Genomic DNA, 25,715 nt, shown 5'->3' on the forward strand with positions numbered 1-25,715 from the left:
TTTCGTTGAGATGCGAGGGGAGGGGTAACCTCCGCTCATGCTTCGTGAGAGGCGAAAGGTCGCGCCTTGTGGCAAGCATGAGGGCGTGTCCAGCTCCTCCTCCTCCTCCCCGCACGCGCTGACGCCGCTTGAAATCGCAGCCATCGTGGCCGTTCTGGTCATCTGGGGCGTGAACAACGCCGCCGCCAAGGTCGCCACCGAGATGCTGCCGCCGCTGATGACGGGCGCGCTGCGTTTCGCCATCGCCGCGGCCTGTCTGGTCTGGTTCGTGCAGCCGCCGTTCCCAAACTGGAAAAGCCTGCTGATCATCGCCGTGGTGGGCGGCCCGATCCACTATGGCTTGATCTATCTGGCCTTCTGGCTGGCCCATGACGTCAGCCCGGTGACGGTCGCCACCCAGCTGTGGATTCCCCTGACCTCCCTGTTCGCCTTTCTGATGCTGGGCGAGCGGATTTCGAGGATGGCGACGGTAGGTCTGGTGATCGCCTTCGCAGGCGTGGCGTGGATGACGCTGGACCCCCACGCGCTGAACGACTGGAAGGCCATTCTGGTTGGCGCGCTGGGCGCGTCGGCCTGGGCGTTGACGACGGTGATCGCGCGCCGGACGACCTCCATCCCGCCCTTGAAGATGCAGGGGCTGCTGGCTCTGATGGCCTTTCCGGTCCTGACCCTGGGGTCGGTCCTGTTCGAGAACGGGCAGTGGGAAGCCGCCAAGGCTGCGACGCCGCTGGTGTGGGGCACGTTGATCTGGGCGGGGGTGATCTCGTCCGTGTTCGCCACCAGCCTGATGTTCTGGCTGGTCCAGCGGCGCGAGGCTGGGCGGGTGACGCCCTACCTGCTGGGGTCGCCCCTGGTGTCGATCATGATCGGCGGCCTGTTCATGGGCGACGTGCTGACGCCGCAGATCCTGACAGGCGTCGCCATTTCCCTGCTGGGCGTAGTGACGGTGGCCCTGGGGGAGCGCGGCCTGCGCGCCGGCGCCCCGCCAAGGTTTAGGTTCGCTTACTGCGCCTTGATGACGGCGCAGGCCACGCGGTCGCCCGCGCCGCCGATCGGCTGGCTGGAATGGTCGTCGGCGTTGGCGTGGATCACCAGGGCCGAGCCGTCGTCGTCCAGCAGCCACTGGCCCGGCCCGGCGTCGGCCAGGCGAGCGCGGGTGGTGAAGACTTCGGCGTTCACCGCGCCTGTCGCGTCGGCGAAGACGTTGGGCAGGTCGCCGTCGTCGGGCCCGTCGGCGTTCAGCAGGCCGTGCGGCTGCTTCGGATCGCCGTGGTTGATATGGGCGCCGGCCGAGGTGAAGGGCGCTTCGCACTGGCCCGTCGCATGGATGTGGATGCCGTGCCAGCCGGGCGTCAGGCCGGCAGCTTCGACCTTGATCAGCAGGCCCGTGGCGCCTTGCGTCAGCGTCGCCTTGCCCGCTTCGGCTCCTTGCCCGTTGATGATGGCTACCTGCGCCGTCTGACCCGGCGTCGTGCGGGCGGCGGCCTCGGTGGAAGCTGCAGGAGCGGCGTCGGAAGCCGGCGGCGCGGCCGGGCTCTGGCTGCAAGCGGCCCCGGCGATCAGGGTGATGGCGAGAGCGCTGGGAGCGATCAGTTTCGAAGCGGCTAGACGCATGGCTTTCCTGTCCTTTTCGGCATGGGGATTTCAGCGGCGTTTCTTTGCCAGCAGGCCCCCGGATGATAGAAACCGGAACAGCGGATCACGTTCCGATTCCGGCCATTTAAAGCCTGATTTCCTTGACCGACGACAGCTACCAAAACGCCGCCCCTTCGGCGCCGGGCGATATCTCGACCATCACCATCGAGGAGGAGCTGAAGCGCTCCTACCTCGACTACGCCATGAGCGTGATCGTCAGCCGGGCTCTGCCGGACGCGCGCGACGGTCTGAAGCCTGTGCATCGCCGCATCCTGTATTCGATGCACGACCTGAACATGACGCCCGAGCGGTCGTATTCGAAGTGCGCCCGCGTGGTCGGCGACGTGCTGGGCCGGTTCCACCCGCACGGCGACGCTTCGGTCTATATGGCCCTGGTGCGCATGGCCCAGGACTTCTCCATGGGGCTGATGCTGGTCGACGGCCAGGGCAACTTCGGCTCGGTCGACGGCGATATGCCGGCCTCCATGCGTTACACCGAGGCCAAGATGGCCCCGGCCGCCGTGGCCTTGCTGACCGACATCGACAAGGACACGGTCGATTTCCAGCCGAACTACGACGAGAAGGAGCTGGAGCCTGTCGTCCTGCCGGCGCGGATTCCGAACCTGCTGGTCAACGGCGCGGGCGGCATCGCCGTCGGCATGGCCACCAACATCCCCCGCACAACCTGCGCGAAGTGATCGACGCCTCGGTCGCCCTGCTGGACGATCCTAACGTCTCGGACGACGCCCTGCTGGATATCGTTCCGGGGCCTGACTTCCCCACGGGCGGCGAGATCATGGGCCGCACGGCCCCGCGCAACGCCCTGCGCGACGGGCGCGGCTCGGTCATCGTGCGCGGCAAGGCCTCGATCGAAGAGATCCGCAAGGATCGCGACGCCATCATCATCACCGAACTGCCGTTCCAGGTGAACAAGCAGACCCTGATCGAGCGCATCGCCGAAATGGTGCGCGAGAAGCGTCTGGAAGGCATCGCTGACGTTCGCGACGAATCCGACCGCGCCGGGATGCGCATCGTCATCGAGCTGAAGCGCGACGCGTCGGGCGATGTGATCCTGAACCAGCTGTATCGCTATACGGCGCTGCAATCCTCGTTCGGCGTCAACATGCTGGCGCTGAACCACGGCCGCCCCGAGCAGATGGGCCTGCGCGCCCTGCTGGAAGCCTTCCTCGAGTTCCGTGAGGAGGTGGTGGTCCGCCGCGTCAAGTTCGAGCTGGCCAAGGCCCGCGACCGCGGCCACGTCCTGGTCGGTCTGGCCGTCGCCGTCGCCAATATCGACGAGGTCATCCACATCATCCGCAGCTCGGCCGACCCGGCTGAGGCGCGCGAACGGCTGCAGGGCAAGGCCTGGCCGGTCGGGGACATGATGGCCCTGGTCGAGCTGATCGCCGATCCGCGCACCGTGCTGGTCGAGGGCGACAAGATCCGCCTGACCGACGAACAGGCCCGCGCCATCCTGGCCCTGACCCTGTCGCGCCTGACCGGCCTGGGCCGCGACGACATCTTCGGTGAGGCGCGCAGCCTGGCCGATACCATTCAGGGCCATCTGACCATCCTGTCGGACCGCAAGAACGTCCTGGCCATCATCCGCGAAGACCTGCTGCTGGTGAAGGATCAGTTCGGCGTGGACCGGCGCACCCTCATCGGCGAGGGCGACGCCGAGATGGAGGACGAAGACCTGATCCCGCGCGAGGACATGGTCGTGACCGTCACCCACTCGGGCTACGTCAAGCGCGTGGCCCTGAACGCCTATCGGACCCAGCATCGCGGCGGTAAGGGCCGCAGCGGCATGTCGATGAAGGACGAGGACGCCATCACCGGCGTGTTCAGCGCCTCGACCCACACGCCGGTCCTGTTCTTCGCCACCAACGGCAAGGCCTATAAGCTGAAGACTTGGCGCCTGCCGCTGGGCAATCCGCAGTCACGCGGCAAGGCCTTCGTCAACCTGCTGCCGATCGAGCCGGGCGACAGCATCATGAACGTGCTGCCCCTGCCCGAGGACGAGGCGACCTGGGGCGACTACGACATCATGTTCGCCACCAAGTCGGGCGACGTGCGCCGCAACAAGCTCAGCGACTTCGCCACAGTGAACCGCGCGGGCAAGATCGCCATGAAGCTGGAAGACGGCGACGGCATGGTCGGCGTCGGCCTGTGCACGGCTGAAGACGATGTGCTGCTGACCACGGCGCTGGGCCGGGCCATCCGCTTCAAGGCCGACGACGTGCGGGTGTTCAAGGGCCGCGATTCGACCGGCGTGCGGGGCATCCGCCTGCAGGACGGCGACGAGGTCATCTCGATGGCTATCCTCGGTCGCGTCGATGCGACGCCGGAAGAACGCGCCGCCTATGTCAAACACGCCAACGCCATGCGCAAGGCGCTGGCCGGGGCCGATGCAGAAGACGAAGGCGTCACGGTCGAGGCGGACGATGAAGAGGCCGGCGACGCCGCCCTGTCGGTGGAGCGCATTGCTGAGCTGGGCGCGGCCGAGCAGTTCATCCTGACGGTCACGGAAACCGGCTTCGGCAAGCGGTCCTCGGCCTATGAGTATCGCCGCACGGGGCGTGGCGGGCAGGGTCTGACGGCCCACGGCCTGGGCGGCCGCGCGGGCACGCGCCTGGCCGCCGCCTTCCCGGTCGAGGAGTCGGACGATCTGATGCTGGTCACCGACGGCGGTCAGATGATCCGTACTCCGGTCAGCCAGGTCCGCATCGTCGGCCGCTCCAGCCAGGGCGTGACCATCTTCCGCACCGGCAAGGACGAGAAGGTCGTCTCGGTCGAGCGTCTGGTCGATTCCGGCGGCGACGATGAAGACGGCGACGCGGGCGAGGCCCCGGCGGTCGAGGGCGGGGAGGCCTGATCCTGTATGGCCGTCGCTCCTGAACTCTGGATCGACGGCCGTCCTGCCGGGCTTGAGGACCTGGGTCATCAGGCCCTGATCAACTACGGCGCCCTGACCTCCTTCGTTGTGGAGCAGGGCGGCGTGCGCGGGCTGGACCGGCATCTGGACCGTCTGAACCGCTCGGCGTTGCAACTGTTCGGCGAGGCTGTCGCCGAGGAGCGCCTGCGTGATCAGATGCGAGCAGCTCTAGGCGGGCGAACCGAAGCCTGGCTGCGGGTCAGCCTGTTCTCCCGCGACCTGTCCCTGCGTCAGCCGGACTGGATCGGCGCGCCGCAGGTGATGATCAGCGTTTCGCCGCCTCCATCGCCGCTGGCCGACGGGGTGCGCCTGCAAAGCCAGACCTACGCCCGCGAGGCGCCGCATCTGAAGCATGTCGCCGCGATGGGCCTGTTGGGGGCGCGGCGCATGGCGCGGCTGGCGGGCTATGACGACGCCCTTTTCACCGACATTGAGGGCCAGATTTGCGAAGGCTCGTTGTGGAATATCGGCTTTATTCAGGGTGATACGGTGGTCTGGCCCGATGCGCCCATGCTGGACGGCGTAACGCAGACCATGATCCGCGGGGCGCTGGATCAAGCAGGTTCGCCGCAACGGATCGAAGCCGTGCGCCTATCGGACCTGCCGCGCTTCGACGGCGCCTTCGCGTGCAACAGCGCCACGCCCGCGGCCGCGATCGCGGCCATCGACGACCATGTTTTCACCGGCGCGACTGATGCAGTGCAGCATTTAAACGCGCTTTGGCGATCACAGCCGCGTCAGAAAATCTAGGCCGTTCATTTCGCACCTGCTAAACGGGCCCAAACGATGGGGAGGCCGCTGGCCATGCGTATCGGACTTTATCCGGGCACCTTCGATCCGGTCACCAACGGTCACCTCGATATTATCGGGCGGGCGGTCAAGCTGGTGGACCGTCTGGTCATCGGCGTGGCTCAGAACGACGACAAGGGCCCGCTGTTCTCGACCGCCGAGCGGGTCGAAATGATCAAGGCCGAGGTCGCGCGCTTCAACGCCGACATCGAGGTGCGGCCGTTCTCGAGCCTGCTGATGCACTTCGCTGAGGAACTGAACGCCAGCGTCATCGTGCGCGGCCTGCGCGCGGTCGCCGATTTCGAGTATGAGTTCCAGATGACGGCGATGAATCAGCGCCTCAACAGCGACATCGAGACGGTGTTCCTGATGGCCGATCCGCGGCATCAGGCGATCGCCTCGCGACTGGTGAAGGAAATCGCCCGGCTGGACGGCCGGATCGACAGCTTCGTCAGCCCTGCGGTCGCCGCGAGCGTGTTGGCCAAGGTCAAGAAGGTTTGAGGTCGGGTTTGAAGATCAAGTCTGTGATGGCGCTGGCGACGGGCGTGGCCCTGCTGGCTGGCGGAGCGGTCGCCCAGTCGAGTGAGTGGCGCACGGTGTCGCCCGAGAACCTGTGGGTGATCGACACGGCCAAGGGACGCATCCTGGTGGAGTTGGAGCCGCGCGCGGCGCCGAACCATATCGAGCGCATCCGCACCCTGACCAATCAGGGCTTCTATGACGGGTTGAAATTTCACCGCGTCATTCCCGACTTCATGGCCCAGACCGGCGACCCCAAGGGCACGGGCGAGGGCGGCAGCGAACTGCCCGATCTGAAGGGCGAGTTCACCTTCCGGCGCGGGCGCGACAGCGGCTTCGCCCCGGTCGAGAACAGCGGGCCGGGCCTGCGCGGCGTCATGGGCTCTATTCCCATCGTGACCCAGCCGGACGCCCAGATGTTCGTGACCGCCGACTTCAAGACCTCGGCGCAAGGGCTGTTCTGCCCTGGCGTGGCGGGCATGGCGCGCGCCGGCTCGCCCGACAGCGCCAACAGCCAGTTCTTCCTGATGACCGGCCAGAACGATAATCTGAACGGCTCCTACACGGTCTTCGGGCGCGTGCTTCAAGGGCTGGACGTGGTGAAGTCGCTCAAGAAGGGCAATGACGCCGGCGACGGCGCCGTCGGGCCGGATGCGGACGCGATGGGCCGCGTGCGTCTGGCCTCGGCCATGCCGGAGGCCGAACGGCCGACGATCCGCGTGGCCGTGCCCGGTTCGGCGCCGTTCAACGCGGCCGTCGAGGCGGCGCGCGCTGAGAAGGGCGCGACCTTCAACATCTGCGACGTCCAGCCGCCTGTGCAGGGCGGCTGAGGCGCGCGCCGCGCTCGGGGAGGTGCGGGGACATGAAGCGGGAACTTCACACGATCGGGGCGGCGTTGCTGGCCGCCATGCTGGCCGGTTCGGCCGTGGCTCAGGACGCCGCCGCGATTGCGGATGAGCAAGACCGGGCGGCGGCCATCGCCGCCCGCGACTGGCGCCCTGTGGCGCCGGACAATCTGCTGATCATCGACACCAACAAGGGCCGCATCCTGGTCGAGATGACGCCCGAGGCGGCCCCCGGCCATGTCGCCCGCATTCGCCTGCTGGCCAAGGCGGGCTTCTATGACGGCATACCCTGGCATCGGGTCATCGACGGCTTCATGGCCCAGACCGGCGATCCGCTGGGCACGGGCGAGGGCCAGAGCTGGCATCCCGACCTCAAGGCCGAGTTCACCTTCCGCCGCGACGCCCAGACGCCCTTCGCTCCCATAGCTGCGCCGGCGGGCGCGCTGATCGGCTTTATGCAGTCGCTGCCGGTCCAGACCCAGCCTGACGCCGTGATGGCGACAACGGCGGATCGTAAGGTTCACGCTTGGGGCCTGTACTGTCCGGGCGTGGCGGGCATGGCCCGCGACGATGCGCCCGACAGCGCCAACAGCCAGTTCTTCCTGATGCGCCAGCCCTATCCGGCGCTGGAGAAGCGTTACACCATCTGGGGCCGGGTCGTGTCGGGGCTGGATGTGGTGCGCGCCCTGAAGTTCAGCCCCAATCCGGACGGCATCGTCGCGGACCCAGACCGGATGACGCGGGTGCGCGTGGCGGGCGATCTGGCGCAGAGCGAGCGGCCGTCCGTGCGGGTGCTGAGCACCGACAGCGCCCGTTTCCGCACTCTGGTCGAGAGCACAAGAGCAGCCAGAGGGGGATTTCTCAGCCTGCGACATCGACCTGCCGGTCGCGGTGGACTAGGCGCCGCCTATTCAGCCGCGCCCCCGCCGCCGTTTGCGCCGCCGCGCTTGCGCCGCCTGCGACGGCGCGGCTTCGGCTGCCGATCCTCGCGCATTTTCTGCAACAGAAGCCCTTCGCGCAGGCCGCGGTCGGCGACGCGGACCCGCTCGCACGGCCAAGCGCGCTGGACGGCTTCAAGGATCGCGGCCCCGGCCAGCACCAGATCGGCCCGGTCCGGCCCGATGCAGCTTTCCGCCGCCCGTCCCGCGGGACCGAGCGCGATGAGGCGGTCGGCCGCTTTTTCGCAGTCGCCGCGCGTCATCCACAGACCGTCGACTAGATCGCGCTGATAACGCCTCAGCCCAAGATGAATCCCGGCCAGACTGGTGATGGCGCCCGAGGTGCCGACCATATGGCCGCGCCCCGCCTCGATACGGGCCAGGAATTCAGGGCCCGGTCCGCCAGAGGCGATGGCCGCGCCGAAGTCGGCGACCATAGCCTCATACCATTGGCTGGTTTCGCCCTCGGGTTCCGGGTGGCGCTCGGCCAGGCTGACGACGCCCAGCGGCGCCGACATCCACGCCACGGTTTCAATCCCGCGCGCGCCCTTCATCAGCCAGGACAGTTCCGTCGAGCCGCCGCCCACGTCGATCACCAGCACAGCCTCGGCGCGCGGATCGAACAGGTTCAGACAGCCCGCGACCGACAGGGCGGCTTCTTCGGAAGGGTCGATGATGCGCAGGCGAAGGCCGGTGCCGCGCCGCACGCGCTCAACAAAGGCAGGCCCGTTCTCGGCCATGCGGCAGGCCTGGGTGGCGACGGCGGTCAGGCGCTTGGGATCGACGCCCTTGCGCACCACACGCTCGGCGCACAGGGCCAGGGCGTCATAGGCCCGGTCCATCGCCCGGTCGTCCAGCCGGCCGGTGCGCGACAGGCTTTCGCCCAGGCGCACGATGCGGCTGAAGGAATCCACCACGCGAAATCCGTCACGCGCCGGACGCGCGATCAGCAGGCGGCAGTTATTGGTCCCCAGGTCGAGCGCGCCGTACAGAGGGGCGTCTCGATCGATGCTCCCGCCGCTGCGGGAACGCCGAGGCAGGGACCGCGCGTCGCGCCGTTCAGGCGCGCCAGGGGTCTCCGGCATGGGCCGAGCTTTCATGTGGGCGGTCCGAAGCGGCGCCCGTCCCTGACAGGTTAGACCGCGACTCCCTGTCGCGCCAGTCCGTCGTCGCATGCGGTGACGAATGAGAGGCCTCGGCCCAGCGTTGCAACAGTCATGCGTGACGACGGCGAACCGCCGCGCTAATCTGCCCCGAAAGGCCATCAGAGCCGTGAGGAGCGTTCCATGTCCGACTTCGAGCACGTTTTCGAGCAGCCGCCGGAAGGCGCCGCCGCCGACTGGACCATCCCCCAGAACTGGGCGGCCTACACCGAGGTCGAGCACCAGACCTGGAACACCCTGTACGAGCGGCAGATGAAGATCCTGCCCGGTCGCGCCAGCGAGGCCTTCCTGCGCGGCCTGGACGCGCTGGACCTGAACGCGGGCGGCATCCCCGACTTCGACGTCATCAACCCCAAGCTTCAGGCCCTGACCGGCTGGAGCGTGGTCTGCGTTCCGGGCCTGGTGCCGGACGAGGTCTTCTTCGACCACCTGGCCAACCGCCGCTTCGTCTCGGGCCAATTCATCCGCAAGCCGGACCAACTGGATTACCTGCAGGAGCCGGACATCTTCCACGACGTGTTCGGCCACGTGCCGATGCTGACCGACCCCGACTTCGCCGCCTATATGGAGGCCTATGGCAAGGGCGGGCAGCGGGCGGCGTCGCTGGGCATGCTGCCGAATCTGGCGCGCCTGTACTGGTACACGGTCGAGTTCGGCCTGATGCAGGAGGCGGGCGGCCTTCGCATCTATGGCGCGGGCATCGTGTCGTCGGCGACCGAGAGCGTTTTCAGCCTGGAAGACCCCTCGCCGAACCGCCTGGGCTTCGACCTGGAGCGGGTGATGAAGACCCTCTATCGGATCGACGACTTCCAGCAGGTTTATTTCGTTATCGACAGCATTGAGGCGCTGAAGACGGTGACGCTGCAGGACTTCGGCCCGGTCTATGAGCGGCTGAAGGGCGCCGAGGCCTTGCCGATCGAGGCTGTGCTGCCGACGGACAAGGTCTTCACGCAGGGCACCCAGGCCTACGCCAGGAAGGGCGGGCGGTTCGCGGCCTGACGGGGCTGACGAAAAACAGAGTCCAATTCGTCTGAATCGTCTGAAATCTCCATCGCGGCGCGGGCGGGAGGCGATGATGGCGCGCGGCGAAGGGCGGGCGGGTGAAAGCCTGCCGGGCGCTCGCAGAGCCCATGTTTTTCCGGGATTGGGAGATCGAACTAGGATGGTCGGCGATGCCGTAGCTTCTTCCTTCTCCCCCTGTGGGAGAAGGTGGCCCGCGTAGCGGGTCGGATGAGGGCGTGCGACAGAGACGGCGCGGGTGATCGGTGAGCGACGGCGCTTCCCCTCATCCGTCAGGCTGTCGCCTGACACCTTCTCCCACAAGGGGAGAAGGGCCTAAGTGCGCTGGAACGGGTAGAAGCCCCTCCCAGGTTCAGGATCTGCGTCAGTTCGTCGAGCGCGCCGCGCGTCTCGTCCAGCAGGGCGGGGTCGGCCAGGTCGCGGGCGGTCAGGCTGTCGCGATACCAGCGGCGGCCCCAGTCGCTGAGGCGGGCGTGAAGCGCCTCGGTCAGGCGCATGGCCGGGTTGGTCGCGGTCAGTTCGGCCTCGGTCAGGACGACGCGCAGACGCAGGCAGGCGGGGCCGCCGCCGTTGCGCATCGACTGGCGCACGTCGACGTATTCGACATGGCCGATCGGCCCGTTGGAGGCGGCGAGGCTCTGCGCCACCGCATGACTGCGCGGGTTGTCGCGCGTTTCGGTCGGGCAGATCAGGGTCAGGCGGTCCTGGCCCGGAACCCGGATCAGCATGGAGTTGAACAGATAGGAGCTGATGGCGTCGGCCAGCGGCAGGTCGGCGGCCGAGACCTCGACGAACTGCGGCTCGAAGCCGACGACGGCGCCGCGGATGGCGGCCTTGGTGGCGTCCGTGTCCTCGAACGCCAGCTCATGGAAGAAGAGGGTGTCCAGGGCGCCGACGCAGACCACGTCGTTGTGGAAGGCACCCCCGTGATGGCGGCCTTGCCCTGACGGGCCAGGACGGCGCCGGACGCGCCATGGCGGCGCATGATCGCCTCAGACGCCTCGCGCGTCTGGCGGGCGGGGTAGGGGCCGTCCCAATGCTCCCAGGCCTCGCGGCCCCAGACCATCAGATTGACGCCCGGCTCGCCGTGGTCGCGGCACAGGCGGACGTGGTTGGCCGCGCCCTCGTCCGCCAGATGGGCGACGCAGGGCAGGGCGTCGTGGACGGCGAAGCGGCTGGCGTCGGGGAAGAGGGCGTCCAGCGCGCGCCTGGTCTGATCGTGCTCCAGAGAGCGGTGCAGGTTGGTGATCAGATTGGCGGGGGTGAAGTGGACGCGGCCGTCACGGCTGTCGGCGCTGGGCGTCACCGTGGCGGCGTTGGCGGCCCACATGGGCGAGGCCGAACAGGCGGCGGCGGCGAAGGAGGGCGTCCTTCCATGCGCGCTCCAGCACCTGGGCGTCGGAGCCCGAGAAGCCGAGGTCGCGCAGGAAGGGGATGCTCGGCCGCTCATGCGGGGGCAGGACGAACTGGGGCAGGCCCAGGTCGGCCAGGGTCTTCATCTTGTCGAGGCCCTGCAGCACCGCCGCGCGCGGGTTCGACGCCTCGCCCTTGTTCAGGCTGGAGGCGAGGTTGCCCGGCGACAGGCCCGCATAGGAGTGCGTCGGCCCGATCAGGCCGTCGGCGTTGGCTTCGATGGCGGTCATGCTTCCTTCGCCCCTTGTGGGAGAAGGTGGGCGCCGGAGGCGCTCGGATGAGGGGTGACGGCGGCGCCGCTTCCGATCATCCGGGACCTTGAGTTTGAACTATCCAACATGGCGCTGACACCCCTCATCCGTCTCGCTCCGCGAGCCACCTTTTCCCACAAGGGGAGAAGACATTAGCGCAAGCCCTTGATCTCGCTTTCGATGTTCTTGACCGAGCCGGCCTCGAAGCTAGCGACCGGATAGGCGCAGTAGTCGGCGGCGTAGTAGGCGCTGGGGCGGTGGTTGCCGGAGGCGCCGAGGCCGCCGAAGGGCATGTCGCCGGCGGCACCCGTGGTCGGGCGGTTGAAGTTCACCACGCCCGCGCGGATGCGGTTGATGAAGCGGTCCCAGTTTCGGGCGTCGTCGCTGACCAGACCGGCCGACAGGCCGTATTTGGTGGCGTTGGCGGCGGCGATGGCGGCGTCGAAGGTCGGGACGCGGACGACCTGGAGGAAGGGGGCGAACATCTCCTCGTCCTCGACCGTGACGCCGGTGACGTCGATGATCGCGGGCTTCACAAACGCGCCGGGCAGGTTGTCGACGGGACCGGAGGCGCGGATGACCTTGGCGCCCGCGTCGATGCGCTGTTGCAGGGCGGCAAGGGCAGCGGTCGCCGCCTTTTCCGAGATCAACGGGCCGGCGTAGGGCTCAGGGTCGCTGTCCCACGGCGCGAAGGTCAGGCGGTCGGACAGGGCGGCGACGGCTTCGACGATGGCGTCGCCCTGGCCGCCTTCCGGCACGATCAGGCGGCGCGCGCAGGAGCAGCGCTGGCCGGTGGTGACGAAGGCGGACTGGACCACGATGCCGGCGACCGCCTCGGTGTCCGCGGCGTCCCAGACGACCAGCGGGTTGTTGCCGCCCAGCTCGAGCGCCAGGATGACGTGGGGATCGTCGGCGAACTTGCGCCGGAAGTGCGCGCCCGCCGCGCCCGAGCCGGTGAACATCAGGGCGTCGATGCGCTGGTCCAGCAGGGCCGCGCCCGTGTCGCGCCCGCCCTGCACCATGTTGAACACGCCCTTGGGCAGGTCGGCGGCCTCAAGGCATTCGGCCATCAGCTGGCCGGTCAGGGGCGTTTCCTCGGAGGGCTTGAACACCACGGTGTCGCCCGCCAGCAGGGCCGGGACGATGTGGCCGTTGGGCAGGTGGCCGGGGAAGTTGAATGGGCCGAGCACCGCCGAGACGCCGTGCGGGCGGTGACGCAGGACAGCGCGGCCGAAGGCGGTGTCGGTGGTGCGCTCGCCGGTGCGCTCGTCATAGGCGCGGATCGAGATGTCGACCTTGCCTTGCATGGAGGCCAGTTCGGTTTTCGTCTCCCACAGGGCCTTGCCGGTCTCTCTGGCGATGGCCTCGGCCATTTCGGGGGCGCGTTCCTTGAGCACGGCCTGATAGCGTTTCACCGCGTCGATGCGGTCCTGGCGCGGGCGGTCGGCCCAGTCGGGGAAAGCGGCGCGCGCGGCCTCGACGGCGGCGCCGACCTGGGCTTGGGAGGCGGCTTGGCCTTCCCAGACGGTTTCGCCGGTGGCGGGGTTGGTGGAGGTGAAACGGGTCATATCAAGTCTCCCCTTCTCCCCTCGGGGGAGAAGGTGGGCGGCGGAGCCGCTCGGATGAGGGGGCGGGTGGAAATGGGCTTACGGTCAGCCAGTGTCGAGTGCGAGGCGAGCGTTCCCCTCATCCGTCTCGCTGCGCGAGCCACCTTCTCCCCAAGGGGAGAAGGGAGAGGGCGGCGATGCTCATCACGACTTCACCCGCACCGTGGCGCCGTCCTTGATCTTCAGGGCGGCGGCGACGTCGGGGGTCATGCGGGCCAGGTCGCCGTCGACCAGGACGCGGGCGCGCACGGCGCGGAAGGCGGCGACGCTGTCGGTCGAGACGAGGGAGGGCAGGTCGACCTCGACCTCGTTCTCAATGCGGGCGGTCAGGACGCGGGCGTCGCGCACGGTGCGGATGTTGTCGCGGCCGCAGGCCACGGTCGGCCCGGCGTCGAAAATGTCGACCAGGCCGTTGGGGCGGAAGCCTTCGCTTTCCAACAGGGCCATGGCGGGCACGCCCTGGGGGTGGACCTTGCCGATCACGGCGCGGGCGGGTTCGGGCAGCAGGTCGATGTAGATGGGGTGGCGCGGGGCCAGGTCCAGGATGAACTGCTTGTCAGTCGAACCGGTCATGCGATCGGCGTCGTCAAAGTCCATCGGGAAGAACTTGTGCGCCACATGGTCCCAGAAGGGGCAGTAGCCGTCGGGCGTGAAGACGCCGCGCAGCTCGGCCAGCACATTGTCGGCGAACAGGTCCGGCTGGGCCCCGATCAGCATATAGCGCGACTGGCTGAGCAGGCGCCCGGCGCCGCCCTTGCGCCGGTCGGCCTTCAGGAACAGGGAGCCGACTTCGGTCCAACCGGTGCACTCGTTGACCAACACCAGGGTCTGATGGTTCAGCTTCACGTTCAGCGACGGCGACTGGACGGTGTTGTTGACCACGCGGAAGCTGAAGAAGGGCCGTTTCAGCCCCACCGTCGCCTTGACCGAGCCGATGCCGTCGACATCGCCGGTGTCGCCGTCTTCCAGCATCAGGGTGTACCAGGCCTCTTCGGGCGCGACCTTGCCTTCAAAGCTGGCCTTGCTGAGTTCCAGCCGCTCGCTCAGGACATCGGCGTCCTCGGGCAGGCTGGTGAAGCCGGGGCCGGACAGGATGGCCAGTTCGAGCAGGTGATGGAGGTCGGCGGGGCCGGCGGGGCGAACAACGAGCATGCGGTTACATCGTCTCCAGTCGGAGCTGTTTCAGTTTGAGGGCGTCGATCTCGCCCGAGGCGATCTTGCACAGGATCAGGGCGGACAACTGGGCGCGCTCTACGAAGCTGGCGGGCCAGGCGAACTCCTGATCCGAATGAATGTCGCCGCCGACGACGCCCAGGGTGTCGACGTTGGGCAGGCCCGCAGCGTGCAGGTTGTTGCCTTCGCAGACGCCGCCCGACGGCTTCCAGGCGATGGCCTGGCCCAGCAGTTCGCCTGCGTCGCGCACGGCGTGGAATAGGGCCGTCTGCGATGGGTCCATCGGCTTGGGCGCGCGGGTCATGCCGCCGTGCAGGTCCAGCGTCAGGCCGGGGAAGGGTGGCTCGGCTGTGATGGCGCGCACCGTCTGGTCGATCCAGGCGGCGGCTTGCGCGTCCGGCACGCGGACGTTGAAGCGGACCACGGCGTTGTCGGCCACGACGTTCAGGGGGCCGCCGCCGGCGATCTTAGCGACATTGACGGTGACGCCCTCGCGCTGGCCGTTCAGGCCGTGCAGGCGGGCGGCGATGATGGCGGCGCCGGCGACGGCGTTGGCGCCCTCGTGGAAGGCGCGGCCCGCATGGGCGGCCTTGCCGGTGACGATCAGGTGGAAGTTGCCGCTGCCCTTGCGCTCGCCCGCCAGGGTCCCGTCGGGCAGGGCGGGCTCATAGGTCAGGCCGACGTGGCCGCGCGCGCCCAGTTCCGCCAGCAGGGGGCCGAGGCGGGGAGCCGATCTCTTCGTCCGGTGACAGCAGCACGGTCCAGCCGACGCGGGCCTTGTCAGGATGGGTCTCGAAGGCTTCCAGCGCCGCCAGCATGACGCTGATCCCGCCCTTCATATCGGCGATGCCGGGGCCGTTCAGGGCGCCGTCGTCGCGCGTGACGACGCGCTGGAAGGCGCTGTCGGCGGGGAAGACGGTGTCATAGTGGCCGGTCAGCACGACCTGAAGCGGCGCCTCGGGCCGGGCGGTGATCTTCAAGCAATCGGCATAGCTCTCGGCGATCACCGCGCCGCTGTCGGCGACGGTGGTGGAGCCCTGGGTCGGGACGCGCTCGACCGTCGCCGCCGCGCCGAACGCCGCGCGCGCTGTGGCGTCCAGAACGTCGAGAACCCGCGCCAGCCCTTCGGCGTGACGGCTGCCTGAGTTGATGTCGGACCAGTCTATGGCGCGTTGAACAATGGCGTCGCCACGGGCCGCGACGTGGTCCAGCACGGCCTGATCCTGAGGTTCGATCCGCATGGCGGCGACCCTAGACGGGGCGAGGAAAAAGGTGAAGGCGGGGCGATATCTCTCTCACGCACTTGGGATTTCGGCGCCCGGCGGGATAGTTTCGCCGCCTCAGTCAGGAGTCGCGCATGAACCGTCGGATCGCACCGCCCCAACCCTTCGCCCCGGTCGATTCGGCCGAGACGGCGGCGGCGCTGGCGCGCGGCAGCGCCATCGCCTTTTGGATCTGGGGCGCGGTCGGCTTGATGCAGGCGGGGCTGGTCTGGTTTCTGGCTACGCCCGAGCATGAGGCCATGCGCGGGACGACGGCAGGCTTCGCGGTCGTCTTCGCCGCCATCGCCTTTGGCTTGGGATGGGTGCAATGGCGCCGTCCGAACCGGCTGCTGCCGGGCTTCGGCATGGTGTGGGCCATCTATGAACTCAGCGCCCTGTTGGTCAGCCTGATGGTCGGCGCGCCGCTGGGCGCGGCGGGCCTGCCGGGTTGGAGCTTCGGCGTGGCGGGGGCGGCGATGGTCCTGTGCCTGCTGCTGCACATCGGCGGCCTGCGCGGGGCGACGGCGCTGGCGAAAGACGGCCCCACGGCCTAGGTCAGGGTGCAGACAGGAGTTCGTCCATGACCGTCACCCTCTATCACAACCCGAAATGCTCGACCTCGCGCAAGGCGCTGGAGCTGCTGCGCGACCGGGGACTCGAGCCGACGGTGGTCGAGTATCTGAAGACCGGCTGGGACGCCGAGACGCTGAACCGTCTGGCGCGCGGGACGGGTGGGGGCTGAAGGGCCTGCTGCGCAAGAAGGAGGCGAAGGCCGCAGAGCTTCTGGCCGAGGACGCGGATGAGGCGACGATCCTGGCCGCGATGATCGAAAGCCCGGTCATCGTCGAGCGTCCCCTCGTCGAGACGCCTAAGGGCGCAGCGATCGGGCGGCCGGTGGAGGCGGTGCTGGAGGTGCTTTAGGGGCGTGCGGGCTTCTGAGCTTCAGATTCCCGCGCTTGCGCTCGAAGATGGGATTCAATGGCTTCTGTCGCTTCTGCGGGGACTTCGGCGCGAGCTTCGACAGATTGTTGGACGCCTGCGACCTTGCCCGCCTCAACAGGCGTCGTCACCTTTACACTGACTTCATGACGGGGCTCGGAGCAGGCCGATATGAGCATTAGGGTCGTTAAGGCCGCTGCAAGCTTCATCTCTGCCTCCGCATCCGTTTGATAACTTGACTCTTTCAAGTGAGCGTTGGTCCGTCGAGTGAAGATTTCTTCATGTGACGAGAAAATTGACCCCTCCGCGCTTCGATGCCAGACCCCGGCTGTCTGTCACGCTTGGAGTTCGCCCATGACCCGCACCCTGTATGGCATCAAGGCCTGCGACACGATGAAGAAGGCGCGCGTCTGGCTGGATCAGAACGGCGTGGCCTATGATTTCCATGACTATAAGGCCGCAGGCGCGGATCGCGCCGATGTGGAGCGCTGGGTGGCCGAGCATGGCTGGGAAAAGGTGCTGAACCGGGCGGGCACGACCTTCCGCAAGCTGCCCGACGCCGACAAGGCCGGTATCGACGCGGCCAAGGCGGTGGACCTGATGCTGGCCCAGCCGTCGATGATCAAGCGGCCGGTGCTGGATCTGGGCGACGGGCGGACGCTGCTGGGCTTCAAGCCGGACATCTACGCCGAGGCGCTGAAGGGCTGAGACGCGGCTGGGGCTCAGTCCTCGACGACGGCGTCGGGGCGGTCGCGGCCATGGGCGCGTTCGGTGATCCATTGGCCCGAGGCGTCTTCATACTCGATCCAGGAGGTGCGGTCCGGCACGCGCTGTTCGCGCGCCGCCGCTGAGGCCGCCGCCAACGCCGCCGCGTGGCTGGAGAAGGTCTCGGAATAGCTGTCGCCAAGTTGATAGGCCCAGCCGCCGTCGTGCTGGACGATGCGATAGGTGATGTTCATTCGGCGCCTCCGAAGGGTCTGGCGACACCGTTGAACGCGGCCCGGAGCGTGTCGAGTCACGCTGTGGTGACGCATTACGAAGAGTTCATGCGCGCGGCTGCATCCGTAGGCCATCATCGCCGCCTCTTGTGATCAGAAGGCCGCCGTATCAGGCTCGGCCGAACAGGGATCCAAAAGGTCGACATCATGGACAATGAAATCCTCATCCCTCTCACGTTGTTTGCGATGATCGCCGCCATTGTCATTGTGCCGACGTGGCTCAAGAGCAAGGAACGGCGAGAGATGCAGGCCACGTTGCGCGCTTCGATTGAAAAAGGTCAGTCTTTGCCGCCGGAGGTGATTGAAGCCATCAGCAAGGAGAACGTGAAGCCGCCCGCCACGGCGATGCGCGATCTGCGGACGGGGGTGATCCTGCTGTCGGTGGCGATCGGCATCGGCCTGATGGGCTATATGATCAGCTTCAAGGCCGGCGACGCCTTCTATCCCATCGCGGGCGGGGCGGCGATTCCGGGCATGATCGGTCTGGCCTTCATCATCCTGAGCATCTTCAACAAGAACAGGGGCTAAGGCGGATCGGGGCAGGGATGCCGTCATGGCTAAACCTTTACGCGATCTGCACGATGTCGAGCTGGCCGGGCTGGCGGCTGCGGGCGGCCGCCGCGAGTTCGGCGAGCTGGTTCGTCGGCACGGCTCGACGGTGCGGGGCCTGCTGCGCCGCATGGGCGCCCAGCCGGCGCTGGCCGACGACGTGGCTCAGGACGCCTTTCTGCTCGCGTTCGAGAAATGCGCCGAGTTCAGGGGCGAGGGCACCTTCGCCGCCTGGATCAAGCGCATCGCCGCGCGCCTGTACCTAAAGCGTATCTCGAAGGAGGCGCGGTATGTGGCTGAAACGGAAACAGAAGACGCCGCGCCCGCGGTCGACAGCGCCGGCCGCGTCGATCTGGACGAGGCGCTCAAGGGCCTCAGCGAGGCTGAACGCCTGTGCGTCTCTCTGTGCCATGGCGCGGGGCTGTCGCACCCGGAAATCGCCGCGGCCATGAATTTGCCGCTTGGAACGGTGAAATCTCATGTCAAGCGTGGTCTGGATAAACTTCGGGCCCGGCTCCAGCCGGGGCCGGTTGCACTCGGGAGCGCATCCCATGTCGGCTGATGAATTCGACCCTGCGATCGAGCGCCTGTTCGCCCAGGCGCCGGTCCCGATTCGGTCTTCTTTGAAGCCGATGTGGCGGCGCGGCTGAACAAGGCGTCGCGGTTCCGCTCGATGGCCCTGTCCGTGGCGGGGCTGGCGGGCGGGGTCATCGCCGTGCGCGAACTGCTGAACGTCAACTTCCATCTGGGCCCCGAAGGCTTCGCCGCCGAGGCCGCCGCCGGGTCGCTCGATTCGGCCGGCGCTCAGGGCGGGGTGGCGATACAGTCGTTGCTGGAGCGGTCCGGACTGGGCGATGCAGCGCTCAGCGCGATGGGCTCAATGGGCGGGATGCAGATGTTCTGGGCCACGGCCGGGGTGCTGGTCGCCCTGCTGGCGGCGGGGGCGGTGAAGCTGTCGCAACAGATCTGAGCGCCGTTTTCCCGCCCCAGTCCCGGCTTAGGGCTGGAAAAAGCCGTTTCGCGCCCAATGCCTGCGTTGCGGCGATGACGCCGAACCTCTAGGGTCGCGGCGTTTTTAATGTTCGGCCTTGGCTGCATTTTTTGGGGCGACGCTTCGTGGTTGATGTCTTCGAACAAGTCGAGGAGGAGCTTCGCTCCGAACGCTATCGGCGTCTGGCCCGCACCTGGCTGCCCGTTCTGGGCGGCGTTCTGGCGGTCGCCCTGGTCGCGGCCCTGGCCTGGTGGGGCTGGCAGTCCTACGTGACCTCGCAGGCCGACAAGGCCTCGGCCGCCTATGAAAAGGGCGTCGAAGCCCTGCAGTCGGGCAAGTCGGCCGAAGCCGACGCCGCCTTCGCCGAGGCCGCCAAGGCCGGGGGCGGCTATAAGGTCCTGGCCCTGATGCAACAGGGCGGACTGGCGCTGGCCGACAAGAAGACGACTGAAGCCGTCGCCCTGTTCGACGGAGCCGCCAAGGCGACGCGCGATCCGATCCTGTCGGACATGGCCGCGCTGAAGGCCGCCTTCCTGGTCATGGACACCGGTTCGCTGGAAGACGTGCAGAAACGTCTGGAGCCGCTGGCCGGCGACAAGCGCCCGCTGCAACCGTTCGCCCAGGAGGCGCTGGCGATGGCGCAGCTGCAGCACGGCAAGACCGCCGAGGCGCGTCAGGCCTTCGTTCAGCTGCAACTGGGACAGGACGTGCCCGACCCGGTGCGTCAGCGCGCCCAGGCCGCCGTTCAGGCGATCGACACCGGCACGGCGGCCAGCCTGCCCGCCATCGTCAAGGCCGCGGCGGCCCTGCCGACGCCCGCCGCGACGGCGGCTCCTGCGGTTGCGGCCGACGCCGCTCCCGCCGCTGCGGCCCCGGCCGCTCGCCCTTGATTTGACGCCTTCGGGATGATTCGCATGAACAAAACCCTGAAAGTCGCTCTGCTGTGCGGCCTGGCGATGACCGTCGCCTCCTGCGGCACCGTTCGCAAGGTCCTGCCGTTCGGCCTGGGCGGCGACAAGGAGCCGGTGGCGACCGCCAGCGAAGGCCAGCGGATCTCCATTCTTGAGTTCGAACAGCAGCTGACGCCGTCGGCCGCTCTGTCGGGCCGTGATTTCTTCCTGCCCGGACCGCAGGCGGCCACCAGCTGGAGCCAGCCGGGCGGCAACGCCGAGAACGCCGTCGAGCACGTCATCGCCGCGCCGGACTTCGCCGTCGCCTGGCGTCGCGACATCGGCGCCGGATCGGGGCGGACCAATCAGGTGATGTCGCCGGTCGTCGCCGACGGCGGCAAGATCTTCGTGCTGGACGGCGAGGCGGGCGTGACGGCTGTTGACGCCGGCACCGGCCAAGTGGCCTGGAAGGCCAGCGTCAAGGTCGACGAGGCCGACCGCGGTCGCCGCATCCTGGGCGTCGGCTTCGGCGGCGGCGCGGGCGGCGGCGGTTTCGGCGGCGGGCTGGCCGTCAGCGACGGCAAGGTCTTCGTCTCGTCCGGCTATCGCGTCATGACGGCGTTCGACGCCAATACGGGCGCCGAGCTGTGGCGCACCTCGGTCGACCTGCCGATCCACGGCGCGCCGACGGTGTCGGGCCAGCGGGTCTATGTCGTCGACGTCGACAACCAGTTGATGGCCTTCAACGTGGCCAACGGCCAGCAGGACTGGTCCTATCGCGGCATCACGGAGCCGGCCCGCATCATGCGCGCCTCCAGCCCGGCGGTTAGCGGCGGCACGGTGGTCGCGCCCTTCTCCTCGGGTCAGATCGTGGCCCTGCAGGCCTCGAACGGCCAGCCGGTGTGGGAGCAGGTGCTGTCGCGCACCAGCCGCACCAGCGCCCTGTCGGAACTGCGCGACATCGCCGGTCGCCCGGTGGTCAGCCGCGGCCAGGTCTACGCCGTCAGCCAGTCGGGCGTGCTGCAGTCGATGGATCTGCGCAGCGGCCAGCCGAAGTGGTCCCTGCCGGTCGCAGGCGTGAACCAGCCCCTGCCGGTCGGCGACGTGCTCTATGTGGTGTCCAAGTCGGGCGAGCTGACCGTGGTCAACCGCGAGACGGGGCAGGTCTACTGGACCCGCGACCTGAACGAAGGCCGCGTGCGCAAGGAAGGCGGCTTCCTGGGCTTCGGCAAGCGCACCGTGCGTCCGGTCTGGTCGGGTCCGATCATGGCGTCCAACCGTCTGGTTCTGGTCAACTCGGACGGCGAGGCGGTGGCCTTTGATCCGAAGACCGGCGCGCAGACCGCCAGCCTGAAGCTGGGTTCGGCCGCCTATATCGCCCCGGCCGCCTATAACGGCGCGCTTTACGTTCTGACCGACAAGGGTCAGTTGGTCAGCATCCGCTGACCTTTCCCTCGATTTAAGCTAGAAGGCCGACATGGCTCTGAAGGTCGCCATCGTCGGCCGCCCCAATGTGGGCAAGTCGACACTGTTCAACCGCCTCGTCGGCAAGCGCCTTGCGCTGGTCGATGATCGCCCCGGCGTGACCCGCGACCGCCGCTACGCCGACGGGGTGATCGGCGACATGGATCTGACCCTGATCGACACGGCGGGGTATGAGGACGTCACCGACGAAAGCCTGGAAGCCCGGATGCGCGAGCAGACCGAGGCGGCGATCGACGACGCGGACCTGATCCTGTTCATGATGGACGCGCGCGAAGGCGTGACCTCGCTGGACCGCATCTTCGCCGATCGCCTGCGCAAGGTGCACAAGCCGATCATCCTGCTGGCCAACAAGTCCGAAAGCCGCGAGAGCGGCGGCGGCGTGGGCGAGGCGCACGGCCTGGGCTTCGGCGAGCCGGTGCCGATCTCGGCCGAGCACGGCGAGGGCATGGCCGATCTGTATCAGGCGGTTCTGGCGGCCTCGGCGGACATCTTCATCGAGGAAGTCGACGAGCCCGAAAAGCCGATCCGCATCGCCGTGATCGGCCGCCCGAACGCGGGCAAGTCGACCCTGATCAACCGTCTGATCGGCGACGACCGCCTGCTGACCGGGCCGGAAGCGGGGATCACGCGCGACTCCATCTCGGTGGACTGGGTCTGGGAAGGCCGCAATATCCGCCTGATCGACACCGCCGGGATGCGCCGCAAGGCCCGCGTCCAGGAGAAGCTGGAAAAGCTGTCGGTCGCCGACACCATCCGCGCCATCACCTTCGCCGAGGTGGTGATCATGGTGATGGACAAGGACGACGCCTTCGACACCCAGGACCTGCAACTGGCCGATCTGGTCGAGCGGGAAGGGCGGGCGCTGGTCTATGTCGCCGCCAAATGGGACCTGGAAGAAGAGCCCCAGTCGCGTCTGGCCGAGCTGAAGCGTCTGGCCGACGAAAAGCTGCCGCAGCTGCGCGGCTCGCCGTTTGTCGCCCTGTCCTCGTTCAACGGCCGGGGCGTCGAGCGCCTGATGCCCGCCGTGCTTCAGGCCTATGACACCTGGTCGGTCAAGGTGAAGACCAAGGACCTCAACGACTGGCTGTCCCTGGCGACGCAGAGGCACCCGCCGCCCGCCGTGGACGGCAAGCGCATCAAGCCCAAATACATCGCCCAGACCAAGGCCCGTCCTCCGACGTTCGTGATGATGGCCAGCCGGGCCGAGGCGATGCCGGACCACTACAAGCGCTATCTGGTTAACTCGATCCGCGAGAGCTTCGACCTGCAGGGCACGCCGATCCGCCTGAACGTCAAGTCGGGCTCGGCCAACCCCTATGCCGCGGGCGGCGCCAAGTCGGGGCCGGAACGCTTCAAAGGCGACGCCAAGACCGCGCCGCGTCGGGTCATCAAGGCCGAGAAGGCCGAGAAGCTGTCCAACCTGCCCGGCAAGGCGCTGGAGCAGAAGGCCAAGGCCGGCATCAAGCCCAAGGTGAAGCCGCTGGGCGGGCTGAAAGCCAGCGCGTCCAAGAAGTCGGGCTCCAACGCCTTCATCGGCAAGGGCGCCCGGGGCGGCGCGCGGCAAGTGTCACGCTCGGGCCGCGTCCGTACGGGCCAGAAGGGCGGCGCCAGCGCTAAGGCGCCGCTTCTTTCAAGCGGGCGTCGTCAGGACGGCGTCTGCAGGGTTGCGACGTCGTCCGGTTTCGATCAGGCGCGGGCGCGAGCCTTCAACGCCTGTGTCGATACGCTGAACGACTATACGGCGGTCTTGTCCGACTATGCGGCGGCCGCCAGCCGCTATTGGATATGCGAACGTAAGCTGGCTGGGCCAGAGGGGCTGATACAGGGCTGACGCCCTGATGAATCCGCCTGCGCTATAGCCGTCTTGGCGCGTTCGGGGCCTCGGGCTCGTCGCCGAGGGCCAGCTTGAGCGCGATGGCGACGACGACCACCCAGCGCAGCTCATGCCAGTTCATGGCGATGCTCTCGGTCATCATGGTGATGGTGTAGGAGGTCATCATCGGCAGGACCAGCCATCCCGCCGGGCTGGTATAGGCCGCCCAGAAGGACTGAGCCCAGATCTGCAGCAGGAAGAGGGCGAACAGGATGACGCCGCCCAGCCCCAGGGCGATGTAGAGCTCCAGCCAGCCGCTGTGGGCGTCGGCGGGAATGAAGTGGGCCTGATAGCCGATCCACGCCTTGGGGCCGGTGAAGCTGGGGTCGTCCCACACCGCGCCATAGCCGAAGCCGCGCCACGGATGCTCGGACATCTGCTGCATGATGCCGGACCAGATCTCGGTCCGTCCGGTCAGGGTGGCGTCCTTGCCCAGGAGGGCGAAGAACGTGTCCGTCTCCGTCGCGATCAGCAGACCCGCCCCGATCACCACCACGACCGCCAGCCAGGTGGCGATGACGGCGCGCAGCGGGCCGGACTTCACGATCGCCACGAAGCCCATGGCGGCCATCGACAGGAACAGCACCACCAGGGCGGTTTTCGATGTCGACAGGAAGATCAGCATGACAGGCAGGAGCGCCAGGCCGAACCAGAGCTTGCGTCGTTCCGGCGCCATCATGCCCGCGGCGAGCATGAAGACGGTCGACTTCACCATGACGTTGCCGAGCGAGTTCTTTTCCAGCCACAGGCCGCGCCAGGCGCCGGGGAACAGTTCCTGCATCCGGCCCATGTCGGGCAGCAACAGGCCCAACAGGAAGGAAATCACCGCCAGCACCGCCAGCGTCCCGGCGATGATCTCGGTCAGGCTTTTCCAGCTCCAGCGCGACGCCAGCGCCACCCCGGCCAGAGTGGTGAAGACCAGAGCCGGAATGCGCCGCGCCGTCAGGTCCGGCATGATCGACCAGAAATAGGTCGCCGCCGTGAGCAGCAGCAAGGCGATCAGCAGCGGCGAGCGCAGCATCCCCTTCAACGCACGGCCGGGGCGCATGCAGACCAGCACCAGGGCCAGCAGATAGGCCGGATAGTAGAAGTTGCGCAGGAAGTCGGCCGAGCGGGCGCCATACCCCGTCAGCGGGGCGCTCCAGAAGCCGACGTAGGTCAGGACCAGTCCTATCGAGGCGATGACCGCCACGATGTCGGCCAGAGGGCGGCGCGCGCCAGCGGCAGCGCCGGGCGCTTCGCCGCCGAGGGCGGGATCACCTGTTCGTCTGCGCCCGCCTCCCTGAACATGGTGACGTCAGATCAGCGCGTCTGCCGACAGACCCTGCTTCCATTCCTTGAAGCTGACCGTCAGGGGCGGGGTGAAGTCGGGGCGGGCCAGTTCGACGATCAGGGGGCCGATCTCCGAAGGATGAGGCAGGGTTTCGGGATTTTCGCCCGGAAAGGCCTGGGCGCGCAACTGGGTCCGCATCCGCCCCGGATCGACGATGCAGGCGCGAACCGGGGTGCTCTCGATCTCGTCCGCCCAGCATTTGACCAGGGCCTCGGCGCCTGCCTTGGTCGCGGCGTACATGCCCCAGAAAGCGCGCGGCTGGCTGGCGACGCTGGTGGTCAGGTGGATGGCGCGACCGGCGTCGGAGGCGCGCAGCAGAGGCTCCAGCGAGCGGATCAGGCGATAGACGCCGGTGAAGTTGATCTTCTCGACCTTGGCGAACTCGCGCGGCTCGGCGTGGGCGACCGGCGTCAGGCCCGACGGGCCCATCGTGGCGGCGGCCTGAACCCAGATGTCCAGTTTGCCGAACCGCTCGAACAGGGCGCCGCCCAGCCGGTCGATGGCGCCGCCATCCACCAGGTCGAAGGGGACCAGGCTGGCGTGCTGGCCGGTAGCGGCGAAGATCTCGTCGTCCAACTCCTCAAGCGCGCCCTGGGTGCGGGCGGCGGCGATGACGTGGGCGCCGGCCTTGGCCAGGGCGAGGGCGGCCTCGCGGCCGATGCCGCGCGAGGCGCCGACGACCAGGGCGACGCGATTGGCGAGGGGAGGAAGCGTTCTCGGACATAGCCCGCTGATAGCGCGGCAGGCCGTCCGGCGAAAGGCTCAGTAACCCGGCGCGGGCTGCCACAGGCTGAAGCTGACGCCTTGGTCGTCGCTTACGACCGCGGACAGGCCGGACGGGCTTTCGGCCGGCACGGCGGCGCGGCCGCCCAGTTCGACCACCCGGGCGCAGGCCGCCTCTATGTCGTCGACGCGGAAATAGAGGTTGGGGAAGGCCTTGTGCTCGCCCTTGGTGAGGCCGAACGGCGGGGTCCCCTCCGCCACATGGGCGTAGGTCGGGCTGGACGAGGCGTCGTCGAAGCGCCAGCCGAACAGGCCCGCATAGAAGGCGCGGGCCTTGTCGACGTCAGGGGTGTCGAGCGTGAAGTAGCCGAGCTGGATCATCCA

The 25,715-nt window shown here is 68.1% G+C and carries 22 protein-coding genes and 5 pseudogenes; 17 read left to right on the plus strand and 10 right to left on the minus strand.

Going from position 1 to position 25,715, the window contains the following annotated elements:
- Nucleotides 1-37: 37 nt before the first annotated feature.
- A pseudogene (locus V8F63_RS11060) lies at nucleotides 38-985 on the plus strand (EamA family transporter); the annotation flags it as partial.
- A 17-nt stretch (nucleotides 986-1,002) separates the two neighbouring features.
- On the opposite strand, the gene V8F63_RS11065 reads toward V8F63_RS11060, so the two are convergent.
- Nucleotides 1,003-1,614, minus strand: coding sequence for a superoxide dismutase family protein (locus V8F63_RS11065; RefSeq protein WP_278070817.1), 612 nt, complete (start codon nucleotides 1,612-1,614; stop codon nucleotides 1,003-1,005).
- Between the two features lie 122 nt (nucleotides 1,615-1,736).
- Between V8F63_RS11065 and gyrA the strand changes: the two are divergent.
- The 5 genes and pseudogenes from gyrA to V8F63_RS11090 all read left to right on the plus strand — a co-directional run.
- A pseudogene (gene gyrA / locus V8F63_RS11070) lies at nucleotides 1,737-4,510 on the plus strand (DNA gyrase subunit A).
- 6 nt (nucleotides 4,511-4,516) lie between these two features.
- Nucleotides 4,517-5,320, plus strand: a complete 804-nt coding sequence (locus V8F63_RS11075; protein ID WP_392353196.1) for an aminotransferase class IV — start codon at nucleotides 4,517-4,519, stop codon at nucleotides 5,318-5,320.
- 54 nt (nucleotides 5,321-5,374) lie between these two features.
- Entirely contained in the window at nucleotides 5,375-5,860 is a 486-nt protein-coding gene (coaD, locus tag V8F63_RS11080; protein WP_025976674.1) for a pantetheine-phosphate adenylyltransferase, read from the plus strand.
- An 8-nt stretch (nucleotides 5,861-5,868) separates the two neighbouring features.
- Nucleotides 5,869-6,708 carry a peptidylprolyl isomerase gene (locus V8F63_RS11085; RefSeq protein WP_392353199.1) on the plus strand — a complete coding sequence of 280 codons (840 nt, stop codon included), beginning with the start codon at nucleotides 5,869-5,871 and terminating at the stop codon, nucleotides 6,706-6,708.
- Nucleotides 6,709-6,935: 227 nt separating this feature from the next.
- A pseudogene (locus V8F63_RS11090) lies at nucleotides 6,936-7,409 on the plus strand (peptidylprolyl isomerase); the annotation flags it as partial.
- A gap of 221 nt (nucleotides 7,410-7,630) precedes the next feature.
- On the opposite strand, the gene V8F63_RS11095 reads toward V8F63_RS11090, so the two are convergent.
- On the minus strand, nucleotides 7,631-8,746 hold the full coding sequence (locus V8F63_RS11095; protein WP_392353201.1) for a Ppx/GppA phosphatase family protein: 1,116 nt from the start codon (nucleotides 8,744-8,746) through the stop codon (nucleotides 7,631-7,633).
- Nucleotides 8,747-8,947: 201 nt separating this feature from the next.
- Here V8F63_RS11095 and phhA point away from each other — a divergent pair, with 201 nt between their 5' ends.
- Nucleotides 8,948-9,823 (plus strand): phenylalanine 4-monooxygenase, encoded by an 876-nt coding sequence (gene phhA, locus V8F63_RS11100; protein ID WP_392353203.1) that lies wholly within the window; start codon nucleotides 8,948-8,950, stop codon nucleotides 9,821-9,823.
- 336 nt (nucleotides 9,824-10,159) lie between these two features.
- On the opposite strand, the pseudogene astB reads toward phhA, so the two are convergent.
- From astB to V8F63_RS11120, 4 genes and pseudogenes are all read right to left on the minus strand, one after another.
- Nucleotides 10,160-11,487: pseudogene (astB, locus tag V8F63_RS11105) on the minus strand (N-succinylarginine dihydrolase).
- Between the two features lie 173 nt (nucleotides 11,488-11,660).
- Nucleotides 11,661-13,076 (minus strand): succinylglutamate-semialdehyde dehydrogenase, encoded by a 1,416-nt coding sequence (gene astD, locus V8F63_RS11110; RefSeq protein WP_392353204.1) that lies wholly within the window; start codon nucleotides 13,074-13,076, stop codon nucleotides 11,661-11,663.
- A 183-nt stretch (nucleotides 13,077-13,259) separates the two neighbouring features.
- Nucleotides 13,260-14,267, minus strand: coding sequence for an arginine N-succinyltransferase (locus V8F63_RS11115; RefSeq protein WP_392353206.1), 1,008 nt, complete (start codon nucleotides 14,265-14,267; stop codon nucleotides 13,260-13,262).
- 4 nt (nucleotides 14,268-14,271) lie between these two features.
- Nucleotides 14,272-15,529, minus strand: a pseudogene (locus tag V8F63_RS11120) (hydrolase).
- Between the two features lie 116 nt (nucleotides 15,530-15,645).
- On the opposite strand from V8F63_RS11120, the gene V8F63_RS11125 reads away from it, so the two are divergent.
- From V8F63_RS11125 to V8F63_RS11140, 4 genes are all read left to right on the plus strand, one after another.
- On the plus strand, nucleotides 15,646-16,104 hold the full coding sequence (locus tag V8F63_RS11125) for a hypothetical protein (protein WP_313632307.1): 459 nt from the start codon (nucleotides 15,646-15,648) through the stop codon (nucleotides 16,102-16,104).
- A 26-nt stretch (nucleotides 16,105-16,130) separates the two neighbouring features.
- Nucleotides 16,131-16,292 carry a hypothetical protein gene (locus V8F63_RS11130; protein ID WP_392355127.1) on the plus strand — a complete coding sequence of 54 codons (162 nt, stop codon included), beginning with the start codon at nucleotides 16,131-16,133 and terminating at the stop codon, nucleotides 16,290-16,292.
- Nucleotides 16,293-16,333: 41 nt separating this feature from the next.
- Complete coding sequence (locus tag V8F63_RS11135) at nucleotides 16,334-16,471, plus strand: ArsC/Spx/MgsR family protein (protein ID WP_392355078.1); 138 nt, start codon at nucleotides 16,334-16,336, stop codon at nucleotides 16,469-16,471.
- A 372-nt stretch (nucleotides 16,472-16,843) separates the two neighbouring features.
- Nucleotides 16,844-17,197, plus strand: a complete 354-nt coding sequence (locus V8F63_RS11140) for an ArsC family reductase (RefSeq protein WP_392353208.1) — start codon at nucleotides 16,844-16,846, stop codon at nucleotides 17,195-17,197.
- Nucleotides 17,198-17,211: 14 nt separating this feature from the next.
- Here V8F63_RS11140 and V8F63_RS11145 read toward each other — a convergent pair whose 3' ends face one another.
- A complete protein-coding gene (locus tag V8F63_RS11145) occupies nucleotides 17,212-17,448 on the minus strand; it encodes a DUF2188 domain-containing protein (protein WP_392353210.1) in 237 nt (78 codons plus the stop codon).
- Nucleotides 17,449-17,634: 186 nt separating this feature from the next.
- Between V8F63_RS11145 and V8F63_RS11150 the strand changes: the two genes are divergently transcribed.
- The 6 genes from V8F63_RS11150 (at nucleotide 17,635) to der (ending at nucleotide 23,233) form a co-directional block, all read left to right on the plus strand.
- Entirely contained in the window at nucleotides 17,635-18,015 is a 381-nt protein-coding gene (locus V8F63_RS11150; RefSeq protein WP_025976687.1) for a DUF6249 domain-containing protein, read from the plus strand.
- 25 nt (nucleotides 18,016-18,040) lie between these two features.
- Nucleotides 18,041-18,598, plus strand: a complete 558-nt coding sequence (locus V8F63_RS11155; protein ID WP_025976688.1) for an RNA polymerase sigma factor — start codon at nucleotides 18,041-18,043, stop codon at nucleotides 18,596-18,598.
- Nucleotides 18,599-18,670: 72 nt separating this feature from the next.
- Nucleotides 18,671-19,006 (plus strand): hypothetical protein, encoded by a 336-nt coding sequence (locus V8F63_RS11160; protein WP_392353212.1) that lies wholly within the window; start codon nucleotides 18,671-18,673, stop codon nucleotides 19,004-19,006.
- 146 nt (nucleotides 19,007-19,152) lie between these two features.
- A complete protein-coding gene (locus V8F63_RS11165; protein ID WP_392353213.1) occupies nucleotides 19,153-19,917 on the plus strand; it encodes a tetratricopeptide repeat protein in 765 nt (254 codons plus the stop codon).
- 24 nt (nucleotides 19,918-19,941) lie between these two features.
- Nucleotides 19,942-21,363 carry a PQQ-like beta-propeller repeat protein gene (locus V8F63_RS11170; RefSeq protein ID WP_025976691.1) on the plus strand — a complete coding sequence of 474 codons (1,422 nt, stop codon included), beginning with the start codon at nucleotides 19,942-19,944 and terminating at the stop codon, nucleotides 21,361-21,363.
- 31 nt (nucleotides 21,364-21,394) lie between these two features.
- Entirely contained in the window at nucleotides 21,395-23,233 is a 1,839-nt protein-coding gene (gene der / locus V8F63_RS11175; RefSeq protein ID WP_392353215.1) for a ribosome biogenesis GTPase Der, read from the plus strand.
- A 22-nt stretch (nucleotides 23,234-23,255) separates the two neighbouring features.
- Here the strand turns inward: der and V8F63_RS11180 are convergent, their stop codons facing one another.
- The 3 genes from V8F63_RS11180 to V8F63_RS11190 form a co-directional block, all read right to left on the minus strand.
- On the minus strand, nucleotides 23,256-24,467 hold the full coding sequence (locus V8F63_RS11180) for an O-antigen ligase (RefSeq protein WP_392353217.1): 1,212 nt from the start codon (nucleotides 24,465-24,467) through the stop codon (nucleotides 23,256-23,258).
- 105 nt (nucleotides 24,468-24,572) lie between these two features.
- The gene (locus tag V8F63_RS11185; RefSeq protein WP_392355079.1) at nucleotides 24,573-25,343 is read right to left on the minus strand and encodes an SDR family NAD(P)-dependent oxidoreductase; all 771 of its coding nucleotides are present in this window, start codon (nucleotides 25,341-25,343) and stop codon (nucleotides 24,573-24,575) included.
- Nucleotides 25,344-25,370: 27 nt separating this feature from the next.
- Nucleotides 25,371-25,712: a VOC family protein gene (locus V8F63_RS11190; RefSeq protein ID WP_025976695.1), complete on the minus strand. Its 342-nt coding sequence runs from the start codon at nucleotides 25,710-25,712 to the stop codon at nucleotides 25,371-25,373.
- Nucleotides 25,713-25,715: the final 3 nt, after the last annotated feature.

Origin of the sequence: Brevundimonas sp. LF-1 (assembly GCF_037055305.1) — a bacterium.
Lineage (GTDB): Bacteria > Pseudomonadota > Alphaproteobacteria > Caulobacterales > Caulobacteraceae > Brevundimonas > Brevundimonas sanguinis.

Bases quoted from the DNA above. Each gene is read 5' to 3' on its own strand.
- der (WP_392353215.1), top strand. From the start codon at position 21,395: ATGGCTCTGAAGGTCGCCATCGTCGGCCGCCCCAATGTGGGCAAGTCG.
- V8F63_RS11145 (WP_392353210.1), bottom strand. From the start codon at position 17,448: ATGAACATCACCTATCGCATCGTCCAGCACGACGGCGGCTGGGCCTAT.
- V8F63_RS11115 (WP_392353206.1), bottom strand. From the start codon at position 14,267: ATGCTCGTTGTTCGCCCCGCCGGCCCCGCCGACCTCCATCACCTGCTC.
- V8F63_RS11150 (WP_025976687.1), top strand. From the start codon at position 17,635: ATGGACAATGAAATCCTCATCCCTCTCACGTTGTTTGCGATGATCGCC.
- V8F63_RS11075 (WP_392353196.1), top strand. From the start codon at position 4,517: ATGGCCGTCGCTCCTGAACTCTGGATCGACGGCCGTCCTGCCGGGCTT.
- V8F63_RS11190 (WP_025976695.1), bottom strand. From the start codon at position 25,712: ATGATCCAGCTCGGCTACTTCACGCTCGACACCCCTGACGTCGACAAG.
- V8F63_RS11095 (WP_392353201.1), bottom strand. From the start codon at position 8,746: ATGCCGGAGACCCCTGGCGCGCCTGAACGGCGCGACGCGCGGTCCCTG.
- V8F63_RS11065 (WP_278070817.1), bottom strand. From the start codon at position 1,614: ATGCGTCTAGCCGCTTCGAAACTGATCGCTCCCAGCGCTCTCGCCATC.
- astD (WP_392353204.1), bottom strand. From the start codon at position 13,076: ATGACCCGTTTCACCTCCACCAACCCCGCCACCGGCGAAACCGTCTGG.
- phhA (WP_392353203.1), top strand. From the start codon at position 8,948: ATGTCCGACTTCGAGCACGTTTTCGAGCAGCCGCCGGAAGGCGCCGCC.
- V8F63_RS11140 (WP_392353208.1), top strand. From the start codon at position 16,844: ATGACCCGCACCCTGTATGGCATCAAGGCCTGCGACACGATGAAGAAG.
- V8F63_RS11125 (WP_313632307.1), top strand. From the start codon at position 15,646: ATGAACCGTCGGATCGCACCGCCCCAACCCTTCGCCCCGGTCGATTCG.
- V8F63_RS11170 (WP_025976691.1), top strand. From the start codon at position 19,942: ATGAACAAAACCCTGAAAGTCGCTCTGCTGTGCGGCCTGGCGATGACC.
- coaD (WP_025976674.1), top strand. From the start codon at position 5,375: ATGCGTATCGGACTTTATCCGGGCACCTTCGATCCGGTCACCAACGGT.
- V8F63_RS11155 (WP_025976688.1), top strand. From the start codon at position 18,041: ATGGCTAAACCTTTACGCGATCTGCACGATGTCGAGCTGGCCGGGCTG.
- V8F63_RS11130 (WP_392355127.1), top strand. From the start codon at position 16,131: ATGACCGTCACCCTCTATCACAACCCGAAATGCTCGACCTCGCGCAAG.